11 protein-coding genes are annotated in these 12,350 nt (G+C 43.9%); 5 read left to right on the top strand and 6 right to left on the bottom strand.

Features of this window, described 5'->3' with window-relative positions; translation table 11 throughout:
• The first annotated feature begins 153 nt into the window (after positions 1–153).
• Positions 154–1,971 carry an aminopeptidase P family protein gene (locus CXF60_RS11545; RefSeq protein WP_102092063.1) on the top strand — a complete coding sequence of 606 codons (1,818 nt, stop codon included), beginning with the start codon at positions 154–156 and terminating at the stop codon, positions 1,969–1,971.
• Between the two features lie 138 nt (positions 1,972–2,109).
• On the opposite strand, the gene CXF60_RS11540 is transcribed toward CXF60_RS11545, so the two are convergent.
• From CXF60_RS11540 to CXF60_RS11530, 3 genes are all read right to left on the bottom strand, one after another.
• On the bottom strand, positions 2,110–2,955 hold the full coding sequence (locus CXF60_RS11540; RefSeq protein WP_102092062.1) for a hypothetical protein: 846 nt from the start codon (positions 2,953–2,955) through the stop codon (positions 2,110–2,112).
• 130 nt (positions 2,956–3,085) lie between these two features.
• Entirely contained in the window at positions 3,086–4,420 is a 1,335-nt protein-coding gene (fabF, locus tag CXF60_RS11535) for a beta-ketoacyl-ACP synthase II (RefSeq protein ID WP_102092141.1), read from the bottom strand.
• 153 nt (positions 4,421–4,573) lie between these two features.
• The gene (locus tag CXF60_RS11530) at positions 4,574–5,932 is read right to left on the bottom strand and encodes an anhydro-N-acetylmuramic acid kinase (protein ID WP_102092061.1); all 1,359 of its coding nucleotides are present in this window, start codon (positions 5,930–5,932) and stop codon (positions 4,574–4,576) included.
• 143 nt (positions 5,933–6,075) lie between these two features.
• Between CXF60_RS11530 and tyrS the strand changes: the two genes are divergently transcribed.
• Entirely contained in the window at positions 6,076–7,287 is a 1,212-nt protein-coding gene (tyrS, locus tag CXF60_RS11525; RefSeq protein WP_102092060.1) for a tyrosine--tRNA ligase, read from the top strand.
• 103 nt (positions 7,288–7,390) lie between these two features.
• Positions 7,391–7,618 (top strand): DUF1653 domain-containing protein, encoded by a 228-nt coding sequence (locus tag CXF60_RS11520; RefSeq protein ID WP_101204922.1) that lies wholly within the window; start codon positions 7,391–7,393, stop codon positions 7,616–7,618.
• Between the two features lie 86 nt (positions 7,619–7,704).
• On the opposite strand, the gene CXF60_RS11515 is transcribed toward CXF60_RS11520, so the two are convergent.
• Complete coding sequence (locus CXF60_RS11515; RefSeq protein WP_102092059.1) at positions 7,705–8,673, bottom strand: alpha/beta fold hydrolase; 969 nt, start codon at positions 8,671–8,673, stop codon at positions 7,705–7,707.
• A 223-nt stretch (positions 8,674–8,896) separates the two neighbouring features.
• On the opposite strand from CXF60_RS11515, the gene CXF60_RS11510 reads away from it, so the two are divergent.
• Positions 8,897–9,577 carry a hypothetical protein gene (locus CXF60_RS11510; protein WP_102092058.1) on the top strand — a complete coding sequence of 227 codons (681 nt, stop codon included), beginning with the start codon at positions 8,897–8,899 and terminating at the stop codon, positions 9,575–9,577.
• Between the two features lie 69 nt (positions 9,578–9,646).
• Here the strand turns inward: CXF60_RS11510 and CXF60_RS11505 are convergent, their stop codons facing one another.
• Both CXF60_RS11505 and upp read right to left on the bottom strand, forming a co-directional pair.
• The gene (locus CXF60_RS11505; protein WP_102092057.1) at positions 9,647–10,396 is read right to left on the bottom strand and encodes an SDR family NAD(P)-dependent oxidoreductase; all 750 of its coding nucleotides are present in this window, start codon (positions 10,394–10,396) and stop codon (positions 9,647–9,649) included.
• Positions 10,397–10,469: 73 nt separating this feature from the next.
• Positions 10,470–11,129, bottom strand: a complete 660-nt coding sequence (upp, locus tag CXF60_RS11500; protein ID WP_057761878.1) for a uracil phosphoribosyltransferase — start codon at positions 11,127–11,129, stop codon at positions 10,470–10,472.
• 359 nt (positions 11,130–11,488) lie between these two features.
• Here upp and CXF60_RS11495 point away from each other — a divergent pair, with 359 nt between their 5' ends.
• Positions 11,489–12,190 (top strand): DNA glycosylase, encoded by a 702-nt coding sequence (locus tag CXF60_RS11495; RefSeq protein WP_228707121.1) that lies wholly within the window; start codon positions 11,489–11,491, stop codon positions 12,188–12,190.
• Positions 12,191–12,350: the final 160 nt, after the last annotated feature.

Genomic DNA, 12,350 nt, shown 5'->3' with positions numbered 1-12,350 from the left:
AGACTGTTTGCTTGAATAATTGCTATCAATGGTAAATATCTTATTACAGCTAAAGCAGTATCAACAACTCAAATAAGACGACTATTAGAACAAGACGATTCTAAATGATCGCTCCATCATCATATTTTTATAATTTCTATAAGGACACATTCAATGAATAAACAAGCCATTCACGAACGTATTGCTAACTTACGTAGCACCTTAGCCGCGCAAGATCTCACCGCAATCATCGTACCGTCTGCTGATCCACACTTATCTGAATATCTACCAGAGTACTGGCAAGCACGCTTATGGTTGTCAGGGTTTACCGGTTCTGTCGGTACGCTGGTCGTGACTGCTGATTTTGCAGGTCTATGGACGGATAGCCGTTATTGGGTACATGCTGCTGACCAGCTAGAAGGCACAGGTATTACTTTAGAAAAGCTTGCGCCGGGTCAGCCAAATCATATCGATTTGCTAGCCGAGCATTTGCAAGAAGGGGATAGCGTAGCAGTAGACGGTAATGTGTTATCTATCGCTGAGCAAGATCGCCTGTTAAATGCTTTTGATGCCAATGATATTACTTTGATCACTGAGCGTGATGTGCTGACAGAGATTTGGACAGATCGTCCAGCACTACCAGCGGCCAAATTATATACTCATGATGAGCAGTTCCTTGCTCAGTCTGCCACCTCAAAGCTTGCAGCAGTGCGCGAAGGCATGGCAGAAGCAGGTGCAACCCATCATTTACTCTCAAGTCTAGACGATATCGCTTGGTTGACGAACTTGCGCGGCGCTGATGTTGATTATAATCCGGTGTTTTTGTCGCACATGTTGATTGACGCAGACAAAGCAACGTTGTTTGTTGATACTGATAAAGTAAGCGAAGATATTGCACAGAGTCTAAAAGACAGCGGTATCACATTGGCTGACTATTCTGCTGTGCAAGATGCATTGAGTGCATTAACGCCAGACGATTTACTACTGTTAGATCCGAGCAAAGTTGCAGTAGGCACGCTCTCAAAAATGGCAGATGATGTGGGTTTTATTGAGCAAATGGCGCCTAGTACGCTACTCAAATCAGTGAAGGCTGACTCAGATATCGAACATGTGCGTGAAGCGATGCGTCAAGATGGCGCCGCTTTGGCTGAGTTTTTTGCCACGTTTGAGCAGCGTCTAGCAAACGGTGAGCGTCTAAGTGAGCTGGATGTTGATAGTATGCTGATTGATGTGCGTAGTCGTCAGCCGCATTATGTCTCGCCAAGTTTCCCGACCATCGCAGGCTTTAATGAAAACGGTGCGTTGCCACATTACCGCGCCACGCCAGAAAAATTCAGCTACCTTGATGTGGCCGAGGGCGCAGGCGGATTGCTACTGATTGACTCAGGTGCTCAGTACCAAAATGGCACAACGGATATCACACGCGTGGTTGGCATCGGACAAATAACCGCTGAGCACAAGCGCGACTTTACCACCGTACTCAAAGCACACATTGCGCTAGCTCGTGCTCATTTCCCTGATGGCATTGCCTCACCATTGATTGACGCAATTTGCCGTGCGCCATTATGGCAAGCGCAAATGGATTATGGTCATGGTACAGGTCACGGCGTTGGTTATTTCTTGAATGTACATGAAGGCCCGCAAGTCATCGCTTATAGCGCGAGCACGCCAAAAGAGCGTGCGATGAAAGAAGGTATGATTTCTAGTAATGAGCCAGGTCTATACCGCGAAGGCAAATGGGGTATTCGTATCGAGAACTTGGTAGTAAATACGCCAGTTGCTAAGCCTACTGAGACAGAGTTTGGTGATTTCCTAAACTTTGAGACCATCACTTACTGCCCAATCGATACGCGTCTGATTGAGCCATCGTTGTTGGATCAAACCGAGATAGATTGGCTAAATAACTATCATAGCCAAGTCTTTGCAGAGCTAAAAGATCGTGTTGAAGGTGCAGCGCTTGAATGGTTGACTGAACGTACCAAAGCCATTTAATACCAAGCTCAAAACATTAACTAAAAGTACTAAAAAGCCCCGTAAATTATTTACGGGGCTTTTTAGTGTTTGTTATCTAATACTTACTACTGAGTGACTGTTTCTAACTGTAGGTTTAATACTGAAAAAGGCGCACTGTTAGTGAATACTTTTCTTAGCAGCTTCATTATTAGTAGTTGAGTCACTCTGCTCGCTAAAGTGTTGAGTGACCTCAGCACGTAGCCAAGACTTTAGGTTTTCAGACATCAGCATCATTTGCTCGCTTAAATAGTCATCGACCTGTGTTTCTAGCTCGCGGATTAGCTGTTGGTGTGTTGCATCTAGCTTCGCATCTTTTAAGGCCAAATTAATCGCTGCACTGGCTTTATTATTAATATCTTTAATGTGGTTATCGCTAAGCGCATGTGCCTGTTCGCCAATGGTTTTGTTATCAGCACTTTTATTATCGCTAGCATTGCCTTCAGTATTTACGACTTCTGATGCATCTTTTTCTGTCTTTGCACTAGAGTTATCAGTAACAAAATCGTCAGTAACAGCGCTATCTGCCACGACTTTATCTGTGTTTACTTTAGCTACGTCGGTAGCAGCCAGTTCTTTGTCGTTGTCTGTCTCTAACGCTGACTGCGTATTTTTTTCTTGTTCTTTTTGAGTCGTTTCTGCCTTACGTGTGGCTTCTTCTGCTTCTTTTTTCTTCTGCTCGTCTTCTAGCTTTTGTTTTGCAGCTGCTGCGTCTTCTTGCTCTTGTTTGTCCGTAATTGCTTTCGCAATGGCTTGCTCTGCATTGTAGTTGTCATATAGCTCGTCTACATGCGCATCTAAATCATGAGTATTAAAAGTGAAGTCTTCAAATGAGGTGTCAGATTGCAGCAGGGTAGTGATGTCTTTTAGCTCTTGGGTAATCGCTGCGCGTACTGGCTCAGGTGCACACGTCCAGCGTTGATAAAACTGATGGGAAAATGAGTAGCTTGACATGGTATCGTCCATAAATGTTCCAAAAATTACCCCTTATCATACGCAAGTACGATAAGGGGCTGCAAGTGGACAAACGTAGCAAATCTGACACCAACGTTACAACGCTTTCATTACCATGCGCTGCGAGGTAGTTGGGTGGCTGTTATTGACTGATAGGCCAGCGGGCAAATACCAATGAGCCATTGGTACCACCAAAGCCAAAGCTGTTAGACACTGCATACTGCAAGTTATCAACTTTGCGCGATTGATTAGCCACATAATCAAGGTTACAGTTGTCTTCGACATCATCTAAATTGATCGTAGGCGGTACATGCTGATGCTGTAGCGCTAATACTGTAAAGATAGCTTCTACTCCGCCAGCAGCACCAAGTAAGTGACCGGTCATCGATTTGGTTGAGCTGACTAAGATGCTATCTTTTACAGGAGAGAACACAGTTTCGATAGCAATAGACTCAGCAACATCACCAGCAGGGGTGCTAGTACCATGAGCGTTGACATAACCGACGCTTGATGACTTAATACCAGCATCGTTTAGTGCATTTTGCATCGCTCTTGCCGCACCGCTACCGTCTTCTGGTGGTGCAGTAATATGACTGGCATCATCGCTCATACCAAAACCAACTAACTCTGCCAATATCGTTGCACCGCGTGCTTTGGCATGAGCAAGGCTTTCTAATACCACCACGCCAGCACCATCACCAAGGACAAACCCGTCACGACCTTTATCAAACGGACGTGAGGCTTTGGTTGGCTCGTCGTTGCGCGTAGAGAGTGCATGCATAGCACTAAAGCCAGCTATACCAAGTGGGCTAGAGCCTTTTTCACTACCGCCTGCCAGCATAACGTCGGCATCACTGTAAGCAATCAAACGAGCAGCAAGACCCATAGCATGAGTCGCCGTGGTACAAGCCGTCGATGTCGCAAGGTTTGGGCCTTTTAACTTATGCTTAATCGCTACTAGTCCAGCGGCCATATTGACGATAGAGCCTGGAATGATAAAAGGTGAGACTTTGCCTGCGCCTTTTTCGTGTAGGGTATCACGGCTGTTTTCAATCGTTTGGATACCGCCAATACCTGAACCTAAAATAATACCAAAGCGATCTTGGTCAACGCCTTGCACAGGCGCATCAGCAGCACTGACTTCCTCGATAAAACCAGCGTGTTTTAGTGCCATGGCAGAAGCGGCAACCCCATAATGCATGAACTCATCATAACGACGCGCATCTTTGGCATTCATATATTGCTTGGCATCAAAATCTTTGATCACGCCTGCGATTTGCGCACGGTAGCCAGTGGCATCGAAATGCGTAATCGGTGAGATACCACTCTCGCCATTGAGCAATTTGGTCCATGAGCTATCGACGTCTAGACCGAGCGGCGTAATGGCGCCCATACCTGTGACTACCACACGCGTATCATCAGAACGCTCGTAGTGAGGTGGTTTTTGACGCGATTTATGTACAGGTGCTGCAGTCATATTATTTGTGTCATCAGTGGTGGCTTGGTCGATAGGTGAACTACTATTCTGGCTCATGCGATATATCCTATACTTACAGGTCCTAAGAGGATGGCGTTTCAAAAGTCATTATAAAACACATAGGTGCACGTATGTAAACTAAAATTTAACTGGTCAGGCAAAACATACTTGACCCAATACCACGCCTTTATTTGCACCGGTTACCGCTGGTAAATTACCAGTTTCACCCATCAATGTTTGTCTGGCTAACCATGCAAAAGCAACGGCCTCTACCCATGTTGGCGCAAGTCCTAAATGTTCAGTGGTTTTTACTGTGCAATGGGGTAGATGAGCTTGCAAGCGTGTCATTAAATAGTCGTTCAATGCGCCGCCACCGCAAACATAAACCGAGCTGTTTTTTGAATGACTGATAAACGTATTGATTTGCATACTGGAACTGATAGCCGTGAGTTCAGTTAAGGTTGCTTGCACATCGGCAGCTGAATAACTGATGTTAGCATTGGCTTGCTCAAAAGCCTGTAGCTCGTCCTGCAACCAAGTTAAGTTAAAGTCCTCACGGCCTGTGCTTTTTGGATGAGACTGAGCAAAAAATGGATGTGCCAAAAGTTGCTGTAATAATGGCTCAATGAGTGTTCCAGACTGCGCCCAAGCACCGCTCGCATCATAGCTATTATCAGTATGCAACGAGGTCCATGCATCCAATAACAAGTTGGCAGGTCCCGTATCATAGCCAACAACTTGAATTTCTTCACTGGCTGGCAAGACGGTTATATTAGCAATACCGCCTAAGTTTAATAGCACACGGGTACTATCAGGATTGGCAAATAATGCCTGATGAAACGCAGGTACTAAGGGCGCGCCTTGACCACCAACCGCCATGTCACGACGACGGAAATCACTGACCACGCTGATGCCTGTGCGCTCAGCGATAATATTGGCATCGACCAGTTGCAACGTGAATCCCATCTGCGGGCGATGGCGTACGGTTTGTCCATGACAGCCAATCGCCAGTACTGACTCAGGATCGGTATTTGATTGCTGCAATAAAGTATTGACTACTTCACTCGCAAATTCAGCATATGCACGACTTGCCCAGCCGAACCAATCCAACTCACTGTTTGGTTCATCGGTCTCTGGTACCAGTTGATTCACACCATTCGGCTGACATAATGCCAGTAAAACTTCACGCAGACGGGGCGGAAAATCTTGGCTATAGGTCGCCAGTAGTCGCATCGGTGGTTGGGTACTATCTTCGGTGCTCATCTCAGGATTAAACTGACAAAGGACAGCATCCATACCGTCCAAACTGGTGCCAGACATCATGCCGATATATAAGCCATCATCGAAGCTTTCAAACACCGTTTGCTCAAGGGCATCGGTCAACGTGGCATAGTTCGAATTATCAGAGGTCAAATCATCAATATCGTCGGAGCTGTTATCCAAACCACTATTCATAAGCAAGTCTGCGAGGGCATTATGGTCAGTATCAGCAATCGATGCGGGGTTGGTCATGGCAATTTACCTTAAAAAACGCTAGTATATCCGTCAAATTCTAGCATTTTTTCTGACCTTTTGAGGTTCTAAACTTCCTAAGGTGTTGAGCCAGTAACCGTCATTCATAAAAATCCCAATTAAAGTGATATATAGAGAGCATCATGACCAATCAAACTTACACCCTAGAAGAACAACTGGCCCTTATTCAGCGCGGTACGCAAGAGATATTATCTGAAGATGACTTAGTGGCTAAGCTAAAGCTCAATCGTCCGCTACGTATCAAGGCAGGATTTGATCCTACCGCACCAGATCTGCATTTAGGTCACACAGTATTGATCAATAAGCTTAAGCATTTTCAGGACTTGGGTCATGAGATTTATTTTCTAATCGGCGACTATACCGCCAAGATTGGGGACCCTTCTGGCAAAAACAGCACGCGTCCACCGTTGACCGATGAGCAAATCAAAGCCAACGCCACCACTTATGCTGAGCAAGTATTTAAAATCTTGGACAAAGAAAAGACTCGCGTGGTCTTTAACTCTGAGTGGTTCAATGACATGAGCGCCGCTGACATGATTCAGCTTGCCAGTCAGCAAACCGTCTCGCGTATGCTAGAGCGTGATGACTTCTCTAAACGCTATGCATCACAAACGCCCATCTCAATCCATGAGTTTCTTTATCCTTTAGTACAAGGCTACGATTCTATCGCCCTAAAAGCCGACGTTGAGCTTGGCGGTACCGATCAGACCTTTAACTTGCTAATGGGTCGCACGCTGCAAGGACGCTATGGCCAAGAGCCGCAAGTTTGTATCACTGTGCCAATCTTAGAAGGGCTAGATGGTGTCAATAAAATGTCCAAATCACTGGGCAACTATGTCGCTATCTATGATACACCAGGCACCATGTACCAAAAAATCCTTTCTATGCCAGATACCTTGATCCATCGTTACTTTGAGTTCTTAAGCTTTAAGCCAATGGAAGAAGTCGAAAGCTTGATGGCAGACATGGAAGGTGGCCGTAACCCACAAGAAATCAAACGTATCTTAGCCGAAGAATTAATCGAGCGTTTTCATGATGCCGCTGCCGCTGCCAACGCGCACAAATCTGCCGGTAACGTCTTAGCAGATGGCGAGCTACCAGTTGACTTGCCGGAAATCATGTTAGATCTGGAAGAGCAAGACGCGTTATTTATCACCCAGATATTGAACCAAGCTAAGCTCGCTAAAAACAACTCAGCAGCCAAAGACATGGTAAAACGTGGCGCGGTAAAAGTAGATGGCGAAGTCGTTGATGGTGGCTTTAGTCTCACCTCAGGTCAGACGGTCGTGATTCAAGCAGGTAAAAAGGCTTATGCAAAAGTGACGGTTGGTTAGATAATCTACAAAAATAATTAAGAGTGAGGTCGGCAGTAATTGTCGACCTTTTTTATGAAGCGATAATTAGCAGCCATTTTTATTTTAATAGTAGGAGTTTGCTATGACTAAAACCATCCCCCAAGGCATTTACCGCCACTATAAAGGCAGCTTGTATCAAGTATTGCATACAGCGCAGCATTCAGAAACCGAAGAATCGCTAGTGGTATATCGTTGTCTGTATGGTGAATATGGCGTGTGGGCACGTCCGCTGGCGATGTTTGCTGAAACGGTTACGGTCGATGGTAAGGAAATTCTGCGATTCGAATTGATTAAGCCATTAAATGATTAATACTTAGCCACTAATTTAGATTGAATTTAGCGCATAAAAAACGACCCGTTGAGGTCGTTTTTTTGTGCATTATCGCAAACTCACAATTAAGCGTTCAGAAACTCTTTCAATACTTTATAAAAACTAACTGGCGCATCCATCGGTACAGCATGGCCCGATGTTGGCAAAATAATACTGTGCGCATTGGGCAGCAGAGTGGTCAAACGCTGTTGCCACTCTGCATTATATAACTGCGAGCACGCACCAATCAGTAAGGTAGTCGGAATATTGACAGTGGGCAAAACGTCTCGATAATCGTAGGGCAGTGCAACATAAGCAGATAGGCAACGCAGTTTATGTTGCCAAGTCGCGTGTTCCATTAGTGAGATTTTCTGCGGTGCCCGATAACTGAGGGCTTTTATTAATAATTGCGAAGGTTTTCGACTGACAGAGAGCAGAGAAAAAGAGCGTTCCATGTCTAATAGATTTACTTTTAATCGATAGGGCAGGTGACGGAAGTCAACCACTTGTTCGGCTTGTAGATAAGGGGCAGTGTCAGTGATCAACCGTGTAAATTGCGCAAACAATTCGGTTTGTCGTGTACCGAATACACCGCCACCTTGCCAGTCTGGCTGATTATGAATAATCGGTGCTTGATCAATATTCAGATAGTGACTCACGCGCTGAGTACCAAAGCGCTGAAAATATGCCCACATGACTAATGCACCCATCGATATCGCGGCAACAGGAAAAGCCTCAAAGCCAGTTTCTTTGCTCACGTATTCAAATACATTTTGGGTATCTTGTGCATATTGCTCAATAAAATCAAACGTTGGCAGAGTTAGGTTACTGGCCAAACCAAAACCTCTAAAATGCGGCAAGTAAAAGCAGTAGTGCTGAATTAACGGTAAAATAAATGGCAAAAATTGCCTCGCATCCATACCGAAAGCGTGCATTAATAGGACAGGCTTACCTTCGCCAATGACAGAGACGGGCAGCAGCGTTCCATCAGCTGTTTGGACAGTAATGGTCTTTAGCTGATAGGGAGTAGGAAAGGGTATGAGGTCTTTTTTCATAGAGTGATATCTCTTTGATTTTTCAAGCTGTTTCGGTCAATTTAGCTAAGAGAGTATTGCGGTAGAGTACACAGCTACAAAATAGTTATACCGCGAATAAAAGACTGCTATATTGAAGCTGTTACCAGACCATAGCATAGAATTTGGCTAAGGGTAGAAGTCAACAGTGAGACGATACCAACGCTATTTAGGGACTGAAAATGATCGTTGAGGATATAAGCGCATGAGCAGATCAACATTACCATTACTCGATAGTAGCCTATATCCACAAGTATGGCAGCAGCAGATATTTACCAGTCCGAAGGCGCTTTTGCTGTCGATGTTGTCTGCTACTTTGAGTAGGAAGGTAACAATTGATGCCAGTGCTTTCACCAAACAGTTATTGGCAGATGATGTTTATCAAGAATGGATTAATACCACAGTATTTGGGCGTTATTTGCATCGTAACTTCACCGCATTTTATCAGCAGACAGAAGACAGTTTTAATACAGATATGCCCGCATTGTTCCGACAAGAATTAGTACGCCATGCGCAGTATTTACCATTAGGTCAAGTATTGTTTTTTGCAGGAGATATGTCCAAAAGTGTACGACAGACTAAGATGTTAACCACGACGGTGAATCCGGCAACGACAATAATAAATACTCAGAAAATGTCTCAGAATCTGTCCAAAAAGCTGACCGTGAATAATTCAAAGTTAATTATTAATCAGATAACCATCACGGGTAAGCAAGTATTAGGGTTTGCGATACGTCATAATAAACGTACTAGCGAACGTCTGCGTAACGAAGTGCTGATTTTGGACTTTCAGGATTTGCGTTTGGTCAATGAGCAAGCTATTGAAGATATAAAAAAAAGCAATATAGATGACTCTATATTGCTTCGATCTTATGAGATGCGCTAACAGGTTCGGTGTTGATAAGTGATATATTAATAATCGACATTAATACTAAAACTAGCCGACCAGTTAATATTAATCTTGCTTGGCAATCGTTAGCCCATTATAGGTCTGGGCGACTGGCATTACTTCTAGGCGGTTGACGTTAATATGAGCAGGCGACTCAATCAACCATAACAAAATATCACCAATATCTTCACCTGTCATAGTTTTAAAGCCATCATACACCTTGGCAGCTTTGTCATCGTCACCATGATAGCGCACGTTTGAAAACTCAGTGCCAGCAACGTTGCCAGGTTCAAGATTGGTCACACGCACTTGGGTACCAATCAGATCTGCTCGCAAGTTTAAGCTGAACTGTTTTACAAACGCTTTAGTTGCGCCGTAAACATTGCCACCAAAGTAAGGCCAGCTACCAGCTATCGAACCGACATTGATAATATAACCATTATCGCGAGCGACCATCGCTGGTAAGATCGCATGGGTCAACGCCATCAAGCCTTTAATATTGGTATCAGTCATACGCATCCAGTCATCAAGACTGGCCTTGTGCGCAGGCTCTGTACCCAGTGCCAATCCTGCATTATTGACCAAGACATCGATTTGTTTAAAGTCATCAGGCAAGTCAGCAATGATTTGCGGGATAGCAGCTGTATCACTCACATCCATAACCACGGGTAAAAAAGCCTCACCTAAAGTCTCTGCCAAAGCATTCAGTTTATCAAGGCGTCTGGCGCAACCAATCACGCGATGGCCGTTAGCAACCAAACGTTCTGCCAACGCTTTACCAAAACCCGCGCTCGCTCCTGTAATCAATACGTTCATGATCTGTCCTTATTATTGATGTTGTTTGCTGTTGCCATAATTTTGATGACGGCTTTATTTACCCTAATGAGACTTATCTATTCGATAACTGCTTACCAAAAATCTTATCACCAGCATCGCCTAGACCTGGGATGATGTAACCGTGCTCATCTAAATGGCTGTCTAATGCGGCAGTGTAGATAGTCACGTCAGGATGCGCTTCATTTACCAAGCGTACGCCTTCAGGTGCAGCCACCAATACCAATGCTTTAATATTAGTACAGCCGTTTTTCTTGAGCATCTCGATGGTCGCAACCATTGAGCCGCCTGTGGCTAGCATTGGATCAATGATAAGTGCAGGACGTTTGTCCATGTGGCTCACGAATTTTTCAAAGAAAGGGACTGGCTGCAACGTTTCTTCATCACGTTGTAGACCGACCACAGAAATCTTAGCAGTAGGGATCAAATCGAGCACCCCATCAAGCATGCCAATACCTGCGCGTAAAATCGGTACGATCGTCGCCGTCTTACCGATGATTTGCTCACCAGTGATTTCGCCACACCATCCTTCCATTGGGAAAGTTTCGATTTCAAAGTCACGGCTTGCTTCATAAGCCATCAAGCGCGCAAGCTCTTTGGTCAATGTACGAAATTTATAAGTACTACAGTCTTTTTCGCGCATAAGGCTGAGTTTATGACGGACTAGTGGATGATCGATTACCGTAATTTTTAAATCGCTGTTTAAGTCACTCATAAGTACTCTCTTGGTTTCTTGTCTGATGCTTGCGCAGTTACTGCGGTTGCTATTAATATAAAAAGATACAAACACTTACCCCACTTTAACTCTGTTTGGTCTCATTGATAGTAAAATAAAAACCTCAATGACCATGCAAATCAAATAAACGTGCTACTTGTATAAGAGTGTAATGTCACCAAAAGTGCTCAGTTAGACACTCACAATTAGCAGCCAAGCCTAAACCGCTCAGGCTAAGCGACTATATATTGTCGCACTATTTGAATCGACTAAGTTTGACTGTATAAAATTATCATAAGTGCAGTAGTGTTTAGGCTTGCTATGATACCAAAAAAACTGCTTTTCTGATGAAGAATATCATGACTATAAAACCATTAAACACCCAAGAAGACGCTAACAACAAGGCTAATAACGAGATAGTAGCAACCGAGAGTTCATCAGGAGAAATTGAAAATCATCCTTTTGCGCCTGTTTTACCACCAAATGCGACTATCATGATGATGGGTACTTTTCCACCGACTGCTGATAAATGGGCAATGAGCTTTCATTATCCCAATTTTTATAATGATATGTGGCGTATCTATGGCCGGGTATTTTTTGATGATGTTGACTATTTTAGAGTCGGCGATGAGAAGCGCTTTGATCCTGAGCGCATACGCAATTTTATGTTCGAGCGTGGTATAGCGTCTTGCCCGACAGTCAAGCAGGCTATTCGAGAGACTGGCAATGCTTCGGATAAAAACCTAACCGTGGTGACGCCAGTTGATTTGGATAGTATCTTGCCGCAAGTGCCAAAGGTTGAGACTTTATTCACAACAGGAGGCAAAGCAACCGAAGTACTGCTCGGATTACTAGATGAACCAATTACCAAATCAAAACATCCAAAAACCAATCAAAGTATGGATTACCCTTATCAATGGCAGAATGCGAATAATAAAAAAACGGATGTTAATGACTTAACCTTATATAGATTACCGTCAACCTCACGTGCCTATCCATTATCGTTGGATAAGAAAGTCGCGGCTTATAAGGCGTTTTTTGAAAAGATGGGTAAGTTATAAAGTTCAAATAGAGAAATGGTTGCACTAATAGAAGATAAAGCTCAGAGATAGTAAAAAGTATTTATCTAGTAAATCTAAACGTTTTTGATGTTATAAATTATAGTAAATAGCACATCTATAGTCAGTCTTTAAACTTATCGAAATGAATTGAATCATAACT

This window comes from Psychrobacter sp. 4Bb, assembly GCF_002836735.1.
In the GTDB taxonomy this organism is placed as follows: domain Bacteria; phylum Pseudomonadota; class Gammaproteobacteria; order Pseudomonadales; family Moraxellaceae; genus Psychrobacter.
This window is presented reverse-complemented; position numbering and strand designations above follow the sequence as displayed.

Bases quoted from the DNA above. Each gene is read 5' to 3' on its own strand.
- CXF60_RS11545 (WP_102092063.1), top strand. From the start codon at position 154: ATGAATAAACAAGCCATTCACGAACGTATTGCTAACTTACGTAGCACC.
- CXF60_RS11540 (WP_102092062.1), bottom strand. From the start codon at position 2,955: ATGGACGATACCATGTCAAGCTACTCATTTTCCCATCAGTTTTATCAA.
- fabF (WP_102092141.1), bottom strand. From the start codon at position 4,420: ATGACTGCAGCACCTGTACATAAATCGCGTCAAAAACCACCTCACTAC.
- CXF60_RS11530 (WP_102092061.1), bottom strand. From the start codon at position 5,932: ATGACCAACCCCGCATCGATTGCTGATACTGACCATAATGCCCTCGCA.
- tyrS (WP_102092060.1), top strand. From the start codon at position 6,076: ATGACCAATCAAACTTACACCCTAGAAGAACAACTGGCCCTTATTCAG.
- CXF60_RS11520 (WP_101204922.1), top strand. From the start codon at position 7,391: ATGACTAAAACCATCCCCCAAGGCATTTACCGCCACTATAAAGGCAGC.
- CXF60_RS11515 (WP_102092059.1), bottom strand. From the start codon at position 8,673: ATGAAAAAAGACCTCATACCCTTTCCTACTCCCTATCAGCTAAAGACC.
- CXF60_RS11510 (WP_102092058.1), top strand. From the start codon at position 8,897: ATGAGCAGATCAACATTACCATTACTCGATAGTAGCCTATATCCACAA.
- CXF60_RS11505 (WP_102092057.1), bottom strand. From the start codon at position 10,396: ATGAACGTATTGATTACAGGAGCGAGCGCGGGTTTTGGTAAAGCGTTG.
- upp (WP_057761878.1), bottom strand. From the start codon at position 11,129: ATGAGTGACTTAAACAGCGATTTAAAAATTACGGTAATCGATCATCCA.
- CXF60_RS11495 (WP_228707121.1), top strand. From the start codon at position 11,489: ATGACTATAAAACCATTAAACACCCAAGAAGACGCTAACAACAAGGCT.